This window comes from Mesorhizobium sp. B3-2-1 (assembly GCF_006439515.1).
Lineage (GTDB): Bacteria > Pseudomonadota > Alphaproteobacteria > Rhizobiales > Rhizobiaceae > Mesorhizobium.
Window position 1 is genome coordinate 48,780 of sequence record NZ_VFTI01000035.1, and the last position, 18,085, is coordinate 66,864.

At 64.1% G+C, this 18,085-nt stretch carries 12 protein-coding genes; 1 reads left to right on the forward strand and 11 read right to left on the reverse strand.

The genetic code is table 11. The features are described from left to right. Positions 1–231: 231 nt before the first annotated feature. Positions 232–3,378: an efflux RND transporter permease subunit gene (locus tag FJW08_RS27590; RefSeq protein WP_140813084.1), complete on the forward strand. Its 3,147-nt coding sequence runs from the start codon at positions 232–234 to the stop codon at positions 3,376–3,378. A gap of 78 nt (positions 3,379–3,456) precedes the next feature. Here the strand turns inward: FJW08_RS27590 and FJW08_RS27595 are convergent, their stop codons facing one another. The 11 genes from FJW08_RS27595 to FJW08_RS27650 form a co-directional block, all read right to left on the reverse strand. After that, the gene (locus tag FJW08_RS27595) at positions 3,457–5,166 is read right to left on the reverse strand and encodes an APC family permease (RefSeq protein ID WP_140813085.1); all 1,710 of its coding nucleotides are present in this window, start codon (positions 5,164–5,166) and stop codon (positions 3,457–3,459) included. Positions 5,167–5,419: 253 nt separating this feature from the next. Next, positions 5,420–7,789: an aminomethyltransferase family protein gene (locus FJW08_RS27600; protein ID WP_140813086.1), complete on the reverse strand. Its 2,370-nt coding sequence runs from the start codon at positions 7,787–7,789 to the stop codon at positions 5,420–5,422. A 106-nt stretch (positions 7,790–7,895) separates the two neighbouring features. Continuing rightward, the gene (locus FJW08_RS27605) at positions 7,896–8,522 is read right to left on the reverse strand and encodes a sarcosine oxidase subunit gamma (RefSeq protein WP_140813087.1); all 627 of its coding nucleotides are present in this window, start codon (positions 8,520–8,522) and stop codon (positions 7,896–7,898) included. After that, a complete protein-coding gene (locus FJW08_RS27610) occupies positions 8,515–11,496 on the reverse strand; it encodes a sarcosine oxidase subunit alpha (protein WP_140813088.1) in 2,982 nt (993 codons plus the stop codon). The genes FJW08_RS27605 and FJW08_RS27610 overlap by 8 nt, the downstream gene beginning before the upstream one ends. A gap of 226 nt (positions 11,497–11,722) precedes the next feature. Continuing rightward, positions 11,723–11,998, reverse strand: a complete 276-nt coding sequence (locus tag FJW08_RS27620) for a sarcosine oxidase subunit delta (protein ID WP_140813089.1) — start codon at positions 11,996–11,998, stop codon at positions 11,723–11,725. A 14-nt stretch (positions 11,999–12,012) separates the two neighbouring features. Beyond that, the gene (locus tag FJW08_RS27625) at positions 12,013–13,266 is read right to left on the reverse strand and encodes a sarcosine oxidase subunit beta family protein (protein ID WP_140813090.1); all 1,254 of its coding nucleotides are present in this window, start codon (positions 13,264–13,266) and stop codon (positions 12,013–12,015) included. Positions 13,267–13,304: 38 nt separating this feature from the next. Then, positions 13,305–14,612: a type III glutamate--ammonia ligase gene (glnT, locus tag FJW08_RS27630; protein ID WP_140813091.1), complete on the reverse strand. Its 1,308-nt coding sequence runs from the start codon at positions 14,610–14,612 to the stop codon at positions 13,305–13,307. A 31-nt stretch (positions 14,613–14,643) separates the two neighbouring features. Then, a complete protein-coding gene (locus tag FJW08_RS27635) occupies positions 14,644–15,972 on the reverse strand; it encodes an FMN-binding glutamate synthase family protein (RefSeq protein WP_140757640.1) in 1,329 nt (442 codons plus the stop codon). Positions 15,973–15,978: 6 nt separating this feature from the next. Further along, positions 15,979–16,680, reverse strand: coding sequence for a GXGXG domain-containing protein (locus FJW08_RS27640; protein WP_224614240.1), 702 nt, complete (start codon positions 16,678–16,680; stop codon positions 15,979–15,981). Between the two features lie 25 nt (positions 16,681–16,705). Next, positions 16,706–17,602: a glutamine amidotransferase family protein gene (locus FJW08_RS27645; protein WP_140813093.1), complete on the reverse strand. Its 897-nt coding sequence runs from the start codon at positions 17,600–17,602 to the stop codon at positions 16,706–16,708. 84 nt (positions 17,603–17,686) lie between these two features. Next, positions 17,687–18,016: a hypothetical protein gene (locus FJW08_RS27650; protein WP_140813094.1), complete on the reverse strand. Its 330-nt coding sequence runs from the start codon at positions 18,014–18,016 to the stop codon at positions 17,687–17,689. Positions 18,017–18,085 lie beyond the last annotated feature (69 nt).

An 18,085-nucleotide genomic window follows, 5' to 3' on the forward strand; every position in this document is an offset into this window, starting at 1 on the left:
GCGGCCGCAGGTTTCCGGGCGGCGTGCCCGAAAGGTCGAGACGTCAAGACCGATGTACCCCCGCATCGATCCTCGCGTCCCACCGCGATGAGTGTCTCTCCGCTCGAAGAGTGACGCCGCCCGGAAACCAGTACCGAACGCAGATAATTTCGTTTCGCGCGCCGCGCTTCTTCGGAGCACCTTCCTCGAAGCACAATGGCGCCGGCAACCAAGCAAAGTGGACCAGCACCGATGACGACCTCCACTGAAGAAAAGCGGCCCTTCAATCTCTCTCGTTGGGCAATTGGCCATCCCTCGATTGCGCGCTTCCTGTTCGGGCTGATCATCATCGCCGGCGCGCTCGGCCTGATGCGCATGGGCCAGAAGGAGGATCCCGACTTCACCTTCCGCGTCATGGTCGTGCAGGCGATCTGGCCGGGCTCGTCGATCCAGGAGATGGAAGACCAGGTCGTCAACAAGATCGAGCGCAAATTGCAGGAGACGCCGCATCTCGATTTCGTGCGTTCCTTCACCCGAGCCGGCAGCGCCATCATCACTGTCCAGATCAAGGGCGACACCAATGCCGAAGAAGTCAAGGACGCCTTCTATCAGGTGCGCAAGAAGGTCAGCGATATCCAGGGCGACCTGCCGCAGGGCCTGCTCGGTCCGTATTTCAACGACGAGTTCGGCGACACCTTCATCACGCTGCATTCGATCAGCGGCGACGGCTTCTCCTATCCGGAGCTGAAGAAGTTCGCCATCCAGGCGCGCGATATGCTGTTGACGACGCCTGGCGTCGAGAAGGCGGTCATCATCGGCGACCAGCCGGAAAAACTCTATATCGATGTCTCGTCCAAGGCGCTGGCCGAACGCGGCCTGACGCTGACCGACCTGCAGAACGCGATCAAGGGCCAGAACAACGTCGACCCCGCGGGCTCCGTCGACACCGGCGTCAATTCGGTGCGCATTTCGGTCGAAGGCGACGTCGCCAAGGCGGCCGACATCCGCGAACTGCGCCTGCGCGCCGGCGGCCAGGTCACCCGGTTGGGCGACATCGCCACCGTGACTTCGGGGCTGGAAGACCCCTTCCAGCGCAAATACCGCTTCAATGGTCACGACAGCGTGCAGCTTGGCGTCGTCATGGCAAAGGGTTTTAAAGTCACCGACGTCGGCAAGGATGTCGAGGCGACCTACAAGCGCTTCGAGGAAGCGCTGCCCTATGGCGTTTCGGTCGACCAGATTTCCGACCAGCCTGAAGTCGTCAGGGATGCCGTCAGCGAATTCATGCATGCGCTTGGCGAAGCGCTGCTGATCGTGCTCGTCGTCTCGTTCCTGTCGATCGGCTGGCGCTCGGGCCTGGTGATCGCCATCGCCATACCGTTGGTGCTCGCCGCCACCTTCGCCATCATGTACGAGATCGGCATCGACCTGCAGCGCATTTCGCTGGGCGCGCTGATCATCGCGCTCGGCCTGCTCGTCGACGATGCCATGATCGTCGTCGAGATGATGGAGCGGAAGCTCGAGGAGGGGCTGGTCAAGATCGAGGCGGCGAGCTTCGCCTATTCCTCGACCGCCTTCCCGATGCTGACCGGCACGCTGATCACCACCGCCGGCTTCATCCCGGTCGGCTTCGCCGCTTCGACGGCTGGCGAATATGTGCGCACCCTGTTCTATGTCGTCGGCATCGCGCTGATCGTGTCGTGGTTCGTGGCCGTCTATTTCACGCCGTGGCTGGGGCATATGATCCTGAAGCAGCGCAAGCATGCCGGCAGCCATCACGACGCCTTCGACACGAGCTTCTATCGTCGGCTGCGCGCCACGGTCGGCTGGGCCGTGCGCCACCGCATCATCGTCCTGGTGATGACGCTGGTGACTTTCGGCACCAGTCTGTGGGCGTTCCAGTTCATCCCGCAGAATTTCTTCCCGCAATCGTCTCGGCCCGAAATCCTCGTCGACCTCTGGCTGCCGGAAGGCACCAGCATCAAGGAGGTCGAGGCACAGGCCAAGGCCCTGGAAGCCAAGATGATGGACGACAAGGACAAGCGTTTCATCGCCACCTACATCGGCGAGGGCGCCCCGCGCTTCTTCCTGCCGCTCGACCAGCAGCTGCGTAATCCGAACTTCGCCCAGATGCTTGTCATGGCCAATGACGAGCCGGCGCGCGAACGGCTGATCGTCAAGCTGCGCACGGTTCTGGCGCAGGATTTCCCATCGATCCGCGCCAAGGTCGACCGCCTGTTCCTCGGACCGCCGACCGGCTGGCCCGTGCAGATGCGCGTCATGGGTCCGGACCGCCAGGAGGTGCGCCGCATCGCCGACCAGGTGAAGGCGAAGTTCCGGCAGAATCCGCTGCTCGGCGCGGTGCATGACGACTGGCTGGAGCCTGTTCCGGCGATGAAACTGGTCATCGACCAGGATCGCGCCCGTGCGCTCGGCGTCACCTCGCAGCGCATCCGCCAGATGCTGCAGGCCGCGATGTCGGGCGCGCCGCTCGACGATTTCCGCGATGGCGAGGAGACGGTGTCCATCGTCGCCCGCGAGCCGGATGCCAGCCGCAGCCTGCTGTCGTCGGTCGACTCGGTCTATATCCCGACCGATTTCGGCGGCTTCGTGCCGCTGTCGCAGGTGGCCAAGGTGGTGCCGGTGATGGAGCAGGGCATAGAGTGGCGCCGCGACCGCCTGCCGACGATCAGCGTGCGCGCCACATTGCCCGACGGCGTGCAGTCCAACGACGTCGTCACCAAGATGTACAAGGACATGCAGGGCCTGCGTGACGGCCTGGCGCCTGGTTACAAGATCGAGATCCAGGGCGGGGCCGAGGATTCGGCCGAAAGCCAGGCTTCGATCGCCGCCAAGGCGCCGATCATGCTGGCCATCATCGTCGTGCTCTTGATGATCCAGCTGCAGAACTTCGGCAAGGCGATGCTGGTGCTGGCCACCGGTCCGCTCGGCATCATCGGTGCCGCCGCCGCTCTGCTGATCAGCGGCGCGCCGTTCGGCTTCGTCGCCATCCTCGGCGTCATCGCGCTGCTCGGCATCATCATGCGCAACTCGATCATCCTGGTCGACCAGATCGATCAGGACATTGCCAGGGGCATGGACCGTTCCGAGGCGATCATCGGCTCGGCGGTGCGCCGCTTCAGGCCGATCGTGCTGACGGCGATGACCGCGGTGCTGGCGCTGATCCCGATCTCGCGTGCCGTGTTCTGGGGGCCGCTCGCCTACGCCATGATGGGCGGCATCATGGTCGCTACCGTGTTGACCATCCTGGTGCTGCCGGCGGGGTATGCGCTCTTCTTCGGCCGCGAGCCCAAGAAGGCGAAGACCGACGAACAGGCGCCGGAGCCGGAAGCGATCGAAGGCATCGAACGTCCGCAACTGGCGTTGGCGGCCGAATAAGAAAAAAACCGGCCCGTCGATTTGCGACCGGCCGGTTTTTCTTGATGCAGTGGCTTGGCCCGCCTGGCGGTCAGACCATCAGATGACGAACACCCAATTGGCGATGAGCATGACCGCCACGCCGGCGACCAGCGTCAGATAGGGCAGCATGCCCGCCTTTTTGATCGAAAGGTCGGCTCCCGCCATGCCGAGGTCGGCCAGCATGTGGTCGGGGAATTTGCCCTTGTCCTGGATGTAGTGGCGGAAGCAGAACACCGGGATGATCAGCGCGGCCGTGATCAGCCCCGCCCACAGCGCCATCGGGTTCCACACCTTGGCGCCTGCGCCCATGAAGATGGCGTTGACATAGGCGAAGATCGCCCCGATCCCCAAGAGCCAACTCGGCGCTTTCCATGGCCGTGCGATATGGCCGTTGTCGATGCGGTGGATCCAGCCGGCGTTGAGATTGAGGAAGTTGAAGATGATGTAGCCGCAATTCGACACGGCGAGGATGAAGAAGAAGCTCGTCGCGTCGGCCGACGCGATGGCCAGCACGACCAGGTTGAAGCAGAGATCGGTCCACATGGCTCGCGTCGGAGCGCCGTGCTCGTTGACGTGGCTGAGATAGCGCGGCAGCCAGCCGTCGACCGAGCCCTGGTAGAGCGTGCGCGACGAGCCGGCCATCGCCGTCATGATGCAGAGCACCAGCGCCAGGATCATCAGCATCACCAGAAGACTGTGGATCAGCCTGCCGCCGCCGACCATGCCGGCCAGCGCATCGGCCACGCCGGAGCCGTCGACGATCGGCGTTGCCAGCATGCCGTTCAGGCCCAACACGCCCTGGAAGGTGAAGGGCACCAGGATGAACAAAAGCATGCACAGCAGGCCGGAATAGAAGATGGCCTTGAACGTATCGGTGCCGGGATTCTTGAACTCCGACGTGTAGCAGACGGCCGTTTCGAAGCCATAGGTCGACCACGCGGCGATGAACATGCCGCCGAGCGCCAATGTCCAGCCGGCGATGTTCCAGGAGCCGGGCTCGGGCGCGTAGGCGGCGGCGAGCGGCACCAGCGGCGAAAAGTTCGACCAGTCGATCTGGCCGGTGAAGATCGGCACCACGCCGACTATCAGCATCGGGATGATGACCAGCAGTCCGATATATTTCTGCACGCTGGCGGTGCCCAGGATGCCGCGATGCTGGATCGAGAAGATGATCAGCATCAGCACCGCGCCGATGAAGAAGGTGGCGTTGAGCGTGAACGAGACCGGACCCAGCGTGTGGCTCCACAGCGTCCAGTTACGGATCGCCGGCGTCGCCGCGGCCGTCACCGCAGTGATGGCGTCGGCGGGAACCGTTCCGGCGTGCGCGGCGATATAGGCGACGACATCCGGCGAGGTCTCGGTGAACAGCGGCACCGGCGCCAACGCGTTGAGGATATAGGCGGCGGCGATCGAGCAGCCGAGCGACAGAACCGGCGACCAGGCGAACCAGTTGCACCACACCGAAAGCGGCGCGATGAATTTGGAATAGCGCAGCCAGGCCGTGGCGCCGTAGATCGAGGCGCCGCCGGACTTGTTCGGAAACAGGCCGGCGATCTCGGCATAGGTAAAGGATTGCAGGAAGCCCATGATCATGGACACCGTCCAGATCAGGAAGGCCAGCTTTCCCGTCGTGCCGGCAATGCCGCCGATCGAGAACAGAACCAGCGCCGGAACGCCGCTCGCCACCCAGAAGGCGCCGCGCCAGTCGATATGCCTGAGCAGCTTGCTTTCGGCAGGCTGGTCCAGGACCGTACTTATCGTGCTCATGTCGATGAGTTCCCCTTTTTCGATGTTCCCCGCCAGCGATGCCTCGGCTACGCGAAGCTTGCTCCCCGGCAAATGATCGTTCCGGCCGCCGTGTTTCCACTCAGTCGTATTTTTTTCTTAGGAGTGAAGATCAATCCGGCGCGCTTTCACGTCAAGCGATTTGTGAAGCCGTGCACATCACGCTTGCGCGCGTGGATGAAAAAGTGTCCGGCGGCGTGGCCGGCGGGCGCTTTGCGAACCCAAAAAGGGCAGGTCAGGAGCGCGGCTTGGTCTTCTGCGGATCGTAATGGGCAAAGGCCACGACCCGCGCCGGCAGCCGCTTGGCATGGCCGTCGAGCTTGCCGATCTCGACCTCCGTGCCGACTGCCGCATGGGTGACGTCGAGCCGCGCCAGCGCGATGGTCTTGCCGAGCACCGGCGAGCGCATGCCCGACGTGACGACGCCGATCTGGGCGCGGCCGACATGGACGCAGTCGCCATGGCCGACGGCGACGTTGCTGTCTATGTCGAGGCCGACCAGCTTCGTCTGCGGATGGTCCTTGCGCCGGATCAGCGCCTCGCGGCCGATGAAGTCGTCGGTCTTGCTCTTGAGCGGCACGGTGAAGCCGATACCGGCTTCGAACGGATCGGTCTGGTCGGAGAATTCGTAACCGGCGAAGATCAGCCCGGCCTCGATGCGCACCATGTCGAGTGCCTGCAGGCCCATCGGCTTCAGTCCGTGCGGCTGGCCGGCTTCCCAGATGGCGTCGAAGACCTTTTCGGCGTCGCGCGGATGGCACCAGATCTCATAGCCGAGTTCGCCGGTATAGCCGGTGCGCGAGACGACGATCGGAATGCCATTGCCGCCACCGATCCTGGCGACGGCGAAGCGGAACCATTCGAGTTCCTCGATCGAGGGCTGCACCGGAGAGGTCCAGACAACCTCCTTCAGGATGTCGCGGCTCTTTGGCCCTTGCACGGCGATGTTGTGCATCTGGTCGGTGGACGAGCGCACCAGCACGTTGAGGCCAAGTTTCTTGGCGGTCTCGCGCAGCCATTCGCCGGACAGATCGTCGCCGCCGACCCAGCGGAAATTGTCCTTGCCGAGCCGGAGCAGCGTGCCGTCGTCGATCATGCCGCCATGCTCGTAGCACATGGCGGAGTAGACGACTTGGCCGACGCCGAGCTTCTTGACGTCACGCGTCAGCGTGTATTGCAGCAGCGCTTCGGCATCCGGACCGGTGACCTCGAATTTGCGCAGCGGCGACAGGTCCATGATCACCGCGTCCTGCCGGCAGGCCCAGTATTCGGCGATAGCCCCTTCTTTGGCGAACGAGTTGGCCAGCCAATAGCCCCTGTACTCGACGAAGTCGCGCGTGTGTTTGGCAAAGCTCGAATGAAAGGCTGTCTCGCGGGTCATTTTCGGTTCCGAATCGGGCGTCATGCGTCTGGCGATCGCTCGCGAGAATTTGTGCTGGCCGGAATAGGTTCGAACGTGGATGTCGGTCAGGTCCCAGCCATTGGCCGGCGTCGTGTCGTCGGGGCAGGCGGAGGAGACGCAGACGATGTCGGTCAGCGCCCTGAGCAGAACATAGTCGCCGGCCCGCGACCACGGCTCGTCCGACACCATCACGCCATGGGCGTCGATCGCCGTGTTGAAGAAGAAGTTGATCGCCATCCAGCCGGCGCGGGGATTGACGCCCTTGCCGGTGAGCGCGCGGTTGAAATTCTCCGAGCAGTTGGTGTGGCCGGGATAGCCGATGTCGTCGTAATATTTCGCCGCGCAGGCGAGCGCGAAGGCGTCATGCCGGCCGCATGTGTCCTGCACCACCTCGACCAGTGGCTCCATGTCCTGGTCATAGTATTTGGAATGCAGGCCGGGCATCGGATAGCTCGCGCCCATCAGCGTGCGCGTCGTCGTGACGTCGAGCGGATGGTCGAGCCCCTTATCCAGCTTGCGTGCCGAGAAACACTGGAAGTCGGTGCACTGGCGCCCATCGACGTCGATGATCTGCAGATAGTCGCCCGCCTTGACGAAATAGGATTCGGCCGTCGCCGAATGAATGCGCAGATCGAGCATCGGATCGGCCAGTGGATCGGCAAGCCGGGATTTTGCTTTCAGGCGGATCGTGTTGCGCCGCACGATGACGCTGAGCGGCGTCGCCGTGTCGTGGCCGTCGACCAGCATCGGCCCGCCGGGCGCGGCAATCAGCATCGCACCATCGCGCGCTATCGCGAATGCCTGCTCGGCACCGGCCGGAGTGGCGCCGCCAAACACGCGCACAGCCTTGGCCTGGTCGAGCTGAACCTGGCGACGCTCAAGTCCGCGGCGCAGTGTGCCGAGACTGTCGTCGCCCTCGGCGAGCAGCGCCTTGATGCCGGCGGCATTGCTGTTCGATTTTTCGCCGAGAATGCCGGGGTCGGTGACGCCCGACTTGTCCCAGGCCAGCAACTCGCAGGCCTGGCCGCCCTCGACATTGCGTACCGTGATCGTATCGCGGGCCTCGACCTCGATCAGCACCGCGCCGTTGCCCTGTACGGTATAGCGCTCCATGCCGGCCGGCAGCGCGATCTGGCCGGGCCGCAGGATCAGGCTTGGCCTGGGCGGTCCGGCTGTCACGGCGGGGTAGGGCGACTGGCTCATCTCAGCCTTGCGGTTCGAGAAACAAGTTTGCCTGTGCGTGAAATTATTTTAGCACCAAGAATAGCAGCGGAGCGGAGTTTGGCAAGGCGGCGGTAGAAGCGCGGTGCTACGCCAAGTCCTCCGAATGCCCGATCTCGATTCCATACTCGGCACCCGAGTCCAGCATCGTGTGCCACAGGCTTTCGGCGAAGGTCGCGAACACCAGGACGTTGAACACGGCCTGGCCGTCCGGCGCATCATTGCCGCGCCACAGCGTGACGCTGGTGTGGTCCATCGAGGTGGCTGCCGCGGCTCCGACCGGGAACGTCGCCGGATACAGATCTATCGACGCCAGTTTGGCGAGCAGGGCGCGCGCCTTGTGGCCGGAAATTCTGATCAACACCCGCGCATGTGACTGGTCCGACAGCGAAGCCGAGGCCGCGAAAACCGGGGACAGCGACTCCATCTGATGTCTGCCGCCTTTCGACAGCACGAAGAACTGATCCGGTCCCGACCAGATGAGCGTGGCTTCGGCTGCTCCAGCCGTCTTCGGTGTTTCTGGCGCAGCAAGCCCAAAGCGCGCCTTGGCGGCCTTGGCCATCTCGGCCGCCTTGCCGCGTCGCGCCATCACCTGGACGAGATCGAAATTGCGGATTTCGGTCAGGGTGACGCCGGCCTCGCCATGCGCGCCATACGGTCCCGAAACCAGCGCGCGGTCGAGCGGACTGCGGGTTTCCCAGAAAAACTCAGCCACGCTGGCGCCCTCCATCCGGATCGTAGAAGACGGGATTGCAAATCTCGACGTCATAGTCTTCGCCGCGCAGCGGATCGTGCGCGTGCACGATCTCGCCGAGACGCTCGCGGCCGCGCTCGACAAGGGCAAGCCCGATCCATTGGTCTGCTGTCGGCGAGAAGCAGACCGAGGTGACGTAGCCCTGGTCGTTATCAGGCCCGGGTGTCTGCCCCTTCGGAATGATGTGCGCGCCCGAACGCAGGCGCCGCGCCTTGTCGGTCGGCTTGATGCCGACGACGACCTGCCGATCCGCTGCGACCAGCGCCTCGCGGCCGGCCATGACGCGGCCGATGAAATCCTTCTTGGTCGACATCATCTTGCCAAGGCCAAGGTCGGCGGCGGTCGTTGTGCCGCTGAGTTCCGGGCCCGCGACATGACCCTTCTCGATGCGCATGACGCCGAGCGCCTCGGTGCCGTAAGGTGTCACGCCGAACGGCTTGCCCGCAATCATCAGATTGCGGGCCATCGCCTCGCCGTAGCGCGCCGGCACCGAAATCTCGAACGCCATTTCGCCGGAGAAGGAGATGCGGAACAGCCGCGCCTTGACGCCGCCGCGCAACGCGACTTCGCGTGCGCCCATGAAGGGAAAACCCTCGTTGGAAAGATCTTCCGATGGATCGACGATCTCTTTCAACAGGTCGCGCGTTTTGGGTCCGGCGATCGAGAATTGGGCCCATTGGTCGGAAACCGAGGTCAACTGCACATCGAGTTCCGGAAACAGCACCTGCCGGCAGAATTCGAGATGCTGCATCACCAGCCCGGCCTTGGCCGTGGTGGTGGTCAGGAAATAGTGGTCCTCGGCCAGCCGCGAGGTCGTCCCGTCGTCATAGACGATGCCGTCCTCGCGCAGCATCAGCCCATAGCGCGCTTTTCCCACCGCAAGGTTGGAGAAGGTGTTGATGTAGACACGATCGAGGAACGCGCCGGCGTCAGCGCCATGCACGTCGATCTTGCCGAGTGTCGAGACATCGCAGAAGCCGACGCCGCTGCGCACTGCCTTGACCTCGCGGGTTACGGATTCCAGCCAGTCCTTCTCGCCGACGCGCGGATACCATTGCGCACGCTTCCAGAGGCCGGTGTCGACGAAGATCGCACCCTGTTCGGCGGCCCAGTGATGCGACGGCGTCAGCCGCGTCGCGTGAAAAGTGTCGTCGCGATGATGGCCGGCGAAGGCGCCGATGGCGACCGGCACATAGGGCGGCCGGTATATTGTCGTGCCGGTCTCTGGAATGGACTTGCCAGTGACCGCCGCCATGATCGCGAGGCCAGCGACGTTCGAGGTCTTGCCCTGGTCGGTCGCCATGCCGAGCGTGGTGTAGCGCTTCAGGTGCTCGACCGATTCAAAACCTTCGCGCTGCGCCAGCTCGATATCCGATGCGGTGACGTCGTGCTGCTGGTCGACGAAAGCCTTGCCCTTGCCGGCGACATGCCACAGCGGTGTGAGCGAAAAGGCCTCGTCATCGGCGACCGGCGTGGAACCTGAACCTTTGCCGTGTCCGGCATCGCGTGCCGCCGCCGCGCCCGCCGCAAATCCTTCGCGCAGGCAGGCGCCAAGTCCGAACGCACCGTTGGCGGCACCAGCCGCGACCATTCCCGGAGGCGCGCCGTCGGGCACGAAGGCGACGATGTCATCGCGCCATTTCGGCCGGCCGCGATGATAGGAGGTGAGCCCGACCGCCGGGTTCCAGCCGCCGGAAACGGCAAGCCCGTCGGCTTCCACTTCGGCGCGCGCGCCGCCGGTGAGCGAGACGGAAATCTTGCGCACGCCATTCTTGCCGCCATCGATGCCGCTGACGGAGCCATGCAGGATGGCAAAGCCGCCCTTGGTGGCAAGCGAGCGGTGCTCGGGCGAGATTTCCGCGCGCGCATCGATCACGGCGGCGACCTGCAGCCCGGCGCCGAGTGCCGCCTCGACCGTGCGCCAGCCATCCTCGTTGTTGGTGAACAGCGCGATGCGCTTGGCCGGTGCCGCGGCGTAACGGGTGATATAGCTGCGCATGGCGGACGCCATCATCACGCCTGGCGTGTCGTTGCCGGCAAAGACGATTGGCCGTTCGAGCGCGCCTGCCGCGACGACGCAGCGCTTGGCCACGATCCGCCACAGTTGTTGGCGCACCTGGTGCTCCGGCGGCGAGGGCAGGTGGTCGTTGACACGCTCGATCGCGCCATAGGTGCCGCCATCATAGACGCCGAACAGCGTCGTGCGCGTCATGATGCGCACGTCGGGCAGGGAGCCGAGTTCAGCCAGCGTCCGTGAAAGCCACTCGGCCGCCGGCATGCCGTCGATCGTGCCGCCATCGGCGAGCAGGCGGCCGCCGACGACAAAATCCTCTTCGCACAGGATGACGCGGGCGCCGCTGCGGCCTGCTGCGAGGGCGGCCGCGAGGCCGGTCGGGCCTGAGCCGGCGATCAGCACGTCGCAATGCGCCCACGCCTTGTCGTAATGGTCGGGATCCGCGATGCCCGCGGCGCGGCCGAGGCCAGCGGCGCGGCGGATTGCCGGCTCATAGATCGCTTCCCAGAACTTCGCCGGCCACATGAAGGTCTTGTAGTAGAAACCGGCGACGAAGATCGGCGCGAACAGCTGGTTGACCGACATCACGTCGAAGCCGAGCGACGGCCAGCGGTTCTGGCTGGCGGCGTCGAGCCCTTCATAGAGCTCCGCCGTCGTCGCCTTGGTGTTCGGCTCGCGCCGTGCACCGCTGCGCAGTTCCACCAGTGCGTTGGGCTCTTCGGACCCCGCGGTCAGGATGCCGCGCGGGCGATGGTACTTGAACGAGCGGCCAACCAGCTTGACGCCGTTGGCAACCAGCGCCGAGGCAAGCGTGTCGCCCTTGAAACCGGAGAAGCTCTTGCCGTCGAAACGGAAATTCAGCTTCGCGGAGCGGTCGACGAGACCGCCTGAGGTGAGGCGATTGGGTTGAAAGGAAGTCACGATGCACGCCTCACAATCGGAAGGTCGGCGCTGCCCCTCATCGCCCTGCCGGGCACTTCTCCCCGTATAGTGACGGGGAGAAGGACGTCTTCGTCGGTGGTTTCGCCGATCATCGACGCTGCAGAATGGGCGCCGAAGTAGCAGCCAGCTCCCTTCTCCCCGTCACTATACGGGGAGAAGGTGCCGGCAGGCGGATGAGGGGCAGCGCCAACCTGACAGAAGATATTCATTTCGCAACCTGCCTCGCCCCAGCACCAGCGGCCGGTTCGACCGCCGAAATCTCGTGTGTCAGCGTGTTGCGAGTGACCTTCAGCCAGGCTCGGCAGCCGCTGCCGTGATACCAGTTCTCGTCCATCACGCCGGCGATATTGTCGCGCAGATAGACGTAATCGTAGACCTCGTCTTCCGATGCTCCAGGTGCCGGCCGCACCGGCTTGGCGTCGCCGAGGTAGGTGAATTCGCCGAGTTCGCGTTCGCCGCAGAAGGGACAGGTGATGCGCATGGTTCCAGCCGCCTTCAGTGCAGGTTCGGTTGGGCGCCCTGGCCCTTTTCGTCGATGACAGCGCCAGACCGGAACCGGTCGAGGCGGAAGCGGGCGGCCTCCTGATGCGATTCATCGCGGGCGAGCAGATGGGCGAAGACAAAGCCTGAGCCGGGTGTCGCCTTGAAGCCGCCATAGCACCAGCCGGCGTTGAGGTAGAGCCCGTCGACCGGAGTCTTGTCGATGATCGGCGAGCCGTCCATCGACATGTCCATGATGCCGCCCCACTGGCGCAGCAGGCGCACGCGTCCGATCATCGGCATCAGCGCCATGCCGCCCTCGCAGACATCTTCCATGACAGGCATGTTGCCGCGCTGGGCGTAGGAATTATAACCGTCGATGTCTCCGCCGAAGACCAGCCCGCCCTTGTCGGACTGGCTGACATAGAAATGGCCGGCGCCGAATGTCATGACCCCGGGAATGAGCGGTTTGATCGCCTCCGAGACGAAGGCCTGCAGCACATGGCTTTCGATCGGCAGCCGCAGGCCGGCCATCGCAGCGACGCGCGACGAAGAGCCGGCCACCGCCATGCCGACCTTGCCGGCGCCGATCCTGCCGCGCGAGGTCTCGACGTCGGTCACCTTGCCGTTGGCGTCCCTGACAAAGCCGGTGACTTCGCAATTCTGGATGATGTCGACGCCGAGTTCGCTGGCAGCGTGGGCGTAGCCCCAGGCCACCGCGTCATGCCGCGCCGTGCCGCCGCGCCGTTGCAGCAGCCCGCCCTGCACGGGAAAGCGCGCATTGTCGAAGTTCAGGAACGGGATCATCTTCTTGACCGCGGCCAGGTCGAGCAGTTCGGCGTCGATGCCGTTGATGCGCATGGTGTTGCCGCGCCGCGCATAGGCGTCGCGCTGCGCGTCGGAGTGGTAGAGGTTGATGACGCCGCGCTGGCTGACCATCGCGTTGTAGTTGAGGTCCTGCTCCATCCGCTCCCACAGCTTCATCGACAATTCGTAGAAGCCGGTATTGCCGGGCAGGCCGTAGTTGGAGCGGATGATGGTGGTGTTGCGGCCGGCATTGCCGGAGCCGATCCAGCCCTTTTCCAGCACCGCGACATTTTTGATGCCGAACTCGCTGGCCAGGAACCAGGCGGTGGCGAGCCCATGGCCGCCACCGCCGATGATCACCACGTCGTAGCGATCCTTCGGGGCGGCGTCGCGCCAGGTGCGTTGCCAGTTCTTGTGGCCGGAAAGGGCGGCGCGGGCGAGCGAGAAAATCGAGTATTTCATAAAATCATTCCAAGGCCGCTCGCCCTACGCGTTGGAGGTCAGATGTCCAGCGTGTGGTCGCGCTCCCATTGCGTGAAGTGCGAAGCATAGGAATTCCATTCCTGGTGCTTCAGCTTTAGGTATGCCGACGAAAATTCCTCACCCAGCGCCGCCTTGAGCGATTTGTCGTGGTCGAACTCGCGCAGCGCGTCGAGCAGGTTGAGCGGCAGTTTCGGCGCATCCGTGACGGTATGGCCGAGCTGGTACATGTCGATGTCGTAGCGCTTGCCGGGATCGGCCTTGGAGCGGATGCCGTCGAGGCCGGCGGCGATGATGACGGCCTGCAGCAAATACGGGTTGGCCGCGCCGTCGGGCAGGCGCAGTTCGAAGCGGCCCGGCCCCGGCACGCGCACCATGTGGGTGCGGTTGTTGCCGGTCCAGGTCACCGTGTTCGGCGCCCAGGTCGCGCCCGAAATGGTGCGCGGCGCGTTGATGCGCTTGTAGGAATTGACCGTCGGATTGGTGATCGCGGCAAGCGCCGAAGCGTGCTTCATGATGCCGCCGAGGAAGTTCTTGCCCTTGGCCGAGAGGCCGAGTTCCATCGAGTTGTCGGCAAACACATTGGTCTTGCCGGTCTCGTCCCACACAGAGATATGGGCATGGCAGCCATTGCCGGTCAGGCCCTGGAACGGCTTGGGCATGAAAGTCGCGCGCAGCCCATGCTTTTCCGCGATCGACTTGACCATGAACTTGAAGAAGGAGTGCTTGTCGGCGGTCGGCAGCGCGTCGTCGAAGGCCCAGTTCATCTCGAACTGGCCGTTCGCGTCCTCGTGGTCGTTCTGGTAGGCGCCCCAGCCGAGCGCCAGCATATGATCGCAAATCTCGGCGATGACATCATAGCGGCGCATCACCGCCTGCTGGTCGTAGCAAGGCTTCGATGCCGTGTCGTATTCATCGGAGATCGCCTTGCCGTCCGGCGAGATCAGGAAGAACTCGGCCTCGACGCCGGTCTTGACGTGCATGCCGTCGGCGGCTGCCTCGGCGATCAGCCGCTTCAGCGTGTTGCGCGGCGCCTGGCCGACCTCCTTGTCGTCCATGATGCAGTTGGCGGCGACCCAGGCGACTTCCGGTTTCCACGGCAGTTGGATGACCGAGGTCGGATCCGGCACCGCCAGCATGTCGGGATGCGCCGGCGTCAGATCGAGCCAGGTGGCAAAGCCGGCGAAGCCGGCACCATCCTTCTGCATGTCTGATATCGCCTGCGCCGGCACCAGCTTGGCACGCTGGCCACTGAACAGGTCCGTATAGGAAATCATGAAATATTTGACGCCGTTCTCTTTGGCGAATGCGGCGAGATCGTTCCCCATTATAGTTCCTCGCTATGTCTTTGGGTGTGTTCTAGAAGCCGTTCTTCCCCGGTATCCAGTTGGTGCCGGCCAGCGGTACGCCGGCCATGGCGGCTGCCTCGATCGTCAATGCGACGAGGTCCTCGGGTTCGAGATTGTGCAGGCTGTTCTTGCCGCAAGCGCGGGCGATGGTCTGCGCCTCCAGCGTCATCACCTTCAAATAGTTCGCCAGCCGGCGTCCGGCGGCCACGGGGTCGACCCGCTTCATCAGTTCCGGATCCTGCGTGGTGATGCCGGCAGGGTCTTTGCCCTCATGCCAGTCGTCATAGGCGCCTGACGTGGTGCCGAGTTCGTTGTACTCCGCCTCCCAGCGGGGATCATTGTCGCCGAGCGCCACGAGTGCCGCCGTGCCGATCGACACCGCGTCGACGCCGAGCGCCAGCGCCTTGGCGACATCGGCGCCGTTGCGGATGCCGCCGGAGACGATGAGCTGAACCTTGCGATGCATGCCGAGATCCTGCAGCGCCTGCACGGCTGGCCTGATACAGGCGAGCGTCGGCTGGCCGACATTTTCGATGAACACTTCCTGCGTCGCCGCCGTGCCGCCCTGCATGCCGTCGACGACGACGACGTCGGCGCCGGCTTTCACCGCAAGCGCCGTGTCGTAATAGGGGCGGGCGCCGCCGACCTTGACGTAGATCGGCTTTTCCCAGTCGGTGATCTCGCGCAGTTCGAGGATCTTGATCTCGAGATCGTCCGGGCCGGTCCAGTCGGGATGGCGCGAGGCCGAGCGCTGGTCGATGCCCTTCGGCAGCGTCCGCATCTCGGCGACGCGGTCGGAAATCTTCTGGCCGAGCAGCATGCCGCCACCGCCGGGCTTGGCGCCCTGGCCGACGACCACTTCGATCGCATCGGCACGGCGCAGGTCTCGCAGGTTCATGCCGTAGCGCGACGGCAGGTATTGATAGACCAGTTGCTTGGAATGGCCGCGTTCTTCCTCGGTCATGCCGCCATCGCCGGTCGTGGTCGAGGTGCCCGCCAGCGTCGCGCCGCGCCCGAGCGCTTCTTTCGCCGGGCCGGATAGCGAGCCGAAGCTCATGCCGGCGATAGTGATCGGAATTTTCAGCTCGATCGGCTTCTTGGCATGGCGCGACCCCAGCACGACTGACGTGTCGCAGCGCTCGCGGTAGCCTTCCAGCGGATAGCGCGAGATCGAGGCGCCGAGGAACAGAAGATCATCGAAATGCGGCAGCTTGCGCTTGGCGCCGGCACCTCTGATATCGTAGATGCCGGTCGCGGCGGCGCGGCGGATTTCGGAAAGCGTGTAGTCGTCGAAAGTCGCTGATTTGCGCGGCGTCGTCGGCGGGTTGCGATAGGTCATGCTGCCTCAATACGCGTCGGCGTTGTCGATATTGAAATTGTAGAGCGTGCGCGCCGAGCCGTAGCGCTTGAACTCCGACGGCTTGACGCCGGTGACGCCAGCGCGATCGAGCAGGCCCTGCAGCAACTCCAGATGCTCGGGCCGCATCTCCTTGGCAATGCAGTCGGCGCCCAGGCTGTCGACCTTGCCGCGTACGAAGAGCCGCGCCTCGTAGATGGAATCGCCCAGCGCGTCGCCGGCATCGCCCAGCACCACGAGGTTGCCGGACTGCGCCATGAAGGCCGACATATGGCCGATATTGCCGTGCACGACGATGTCGATGCCCTTCATCGAGATACCGCAGCGCGAGGAGGCATTGCCTTCGATGACCAGCAGCCCGCCCTTGCCGGTGGCGCCGGCATACTGGCTGGCGTCGCCCTTGATGACGATGGAACCCGACATCATGTTCTCGCCGACGCCCGGGCCGGCCGAGCCGTGCACGGTGATCGTGCTGCCCGAATTCATGCCGCCGCAGTAATAGCCGACACTGCCGCGCACATCGATGCTGACGGGCAGGTCGACGCCGACGGCGACCGAATGGCTGCCTTTCGGGTTGAGCACTTCCCACGCCGTCTCGTTCGAACCGGGAGCCAGATTGTGCAGCGCCTGGTTGAGTTCGCGCAGCGACAGGATGTCGAGGTCGAAGACGCGCGCATGGCTGTCGCGCATTGCCTTGGAGGTTGCCGGCATGAACTCAATGCTCCCAGAAATAGACGGTTGCGGGCTCCGGTTCCCAGACCCTCGCATTGTCTATGCCGGGCAGTTTGGTCAACGCGCGATATTCCGAGCCGAAGGCGACATACTGGTCGGTCTCGGCCATCACGGCGGGCTTGCAGGCGATCGGATCGCGCACCACGCCAAAACCATTCTTGGTACCGACGACGAAGGTGAAGAAACCGTCCAGGTCGGAGAGCGTGCCTTTCAGCGCCTCGCCGAGGTTCTTGCCATGCGCCATTTGCGAGGAAAGGTAGGCGGCCGCAACTTCGGTATCGTTCTCGGTTTCGAATTTCATGCCCTCGCGCACCAGCTCGCGGCGGACATTGTTGTGATTGGACAGCGAACCATTGTGCACCAGGCACTGGTCGGCGCCGGTCGAGAAGGGATGCGCGCCCATCGTCGTCACCGCCGATTCCGTCGCCATGCGAGTGTGGCCGATGCCATGCGTACCGGTCATCTTGCGCACGTCGAAGCGATCGACGACGGCTTCGGGCAGGCCGACCTCCTTGTAGATCTCCACCGCTTCGCCGGCGCCCATGATGCGGATGTCGGGTCTCAGCGACTGGAGGGCTTCACGCGCCGCGTCGACCTTGTCGGGCGCGGTCCTGACCACCGCGTGGGTCGATTTCACCGCAATGCTGACTGGCGCTCCGAGAGCCTTGGCGAGTTCGGCGTCCAGGCCGCGGAAATCGCGTTCCGGCTTCGGCGACTGGATGGTGATCTTGGCCTCGTTGCCTGACGTCGCGCCATAGATGGCGATGCCGGCGCTGTCAGGGCCGCGGTCGCTGAGCGATACCAGCATCTCCGACAGCATCGCGCCGAGCTTCGGCTCCAACGCCTTGTCCTTCAGGAAAAGTCCAACGATTCCGCACATGTCAGCCTCCCGACGTTTGTGACTAGAGATGATGTACCGAATGAAATCACCGAATTCAATGGGATGAAAAAAATTTTCCTCTGGTTACGTATGTGGCTCAATGCCGCTCCGCGTATCATCGCCGTCCGATCGTGCATTATGAGCCCATTTGGCGGTACGGATACGAGCGATCTTGTAGGCGTCGAGGATCGACAGCGCATAGATCAGGAAGCCGCCGGCGTGACGGCCGACGAAGCTGGCATCCGGCGGCGAAATCTTGGCGGTCACCCACGCGAGGATCACCATGAAGAAAAGGAACTGCAATCCGCGCACCGGTACGCCAAGAATGACATGACCGCTTGCCGGCAGCACGATTGCGGCGCCCAGGACGAGATAAGGGCTCACTGGTGCCGGCGAAGTGTTTGAAGTGCTCATCAGGCAACCTCACGATTGCGTTGAATCAGTTTAGGAGCTGATTGGGCGTTGGTCCCGCGCCACCGTGAC

Coding starts and splice junctions, on each gene's coding strand:
- FJW08_RS27625 (WP_140813090.1), bottom strand. CDS start 13,266: ATGAAATACTCGATTTTCTCGCTCGCCCGCGCCGCCCTTTCCGGCCAC.
- FJW08_RS27640 (WP_224614240.1), bottom strand. CDS start 16,680: ATGCGCGACAGCCATGCGCGCGTCTTCGACCTCGACATCCTGTCGCTG.
- glnT (WP_140813091.1), bottom strand. CDS start 14,612: ATGGGGAACGATCTCGCCGCATTCGCCAAAGAGAACGGCGTCAAATAT.
- FJW08_RS27645 (WP_140813093.1), bottom strand. CDS start 17,602: ATGTGCGGAATCGTTGGACTTTTCCTGAAGGACAAGGCGTTGGAGCCG.
- FJW08_RS27595 (WP_140813085.1), bottom strand. CDS start 5,166: ATGAGCACGATAAGTACGGTCCTGGACCAGCCTGCCGAAAGCAAGCTG.
- FJW08_RS27590 (WP_140813084.1), top strand. CDS start 232: ATGACGACCTCCACTGAAGAAAAGCGGCCCTTCAATCTCTCTCGTTGG.
- FJW08_RS27650 (WP_140813094.1), bottom strand. CDS start 18,016: ATGAGCACTTCAAACACTTCGCCGGCACCAGTGAGCCCTTATCTCGTC.
- FJW08_RS27620 (WP_140813089.1), bottom strand. CDS start 11,998: ATGCGCATCACCTGTCCCTTCTGCGGCGAACGCGAACTCGGCGAATTC.
- FJW08_RS27600 (WP_140813086.1), bottom strand. CDS start 7,789: ATGAGCCAGTCGCCCTACCCCGCCGTGACAGCCGGACCGCCCAGGCCA.
- FJW08_RS27635 (WP_140757640.1), bottom strand. CDS start 15,972: ATGACCTATCGCAACCCGCCGACGACGCCGCGCAAATCAGCGACTTTC.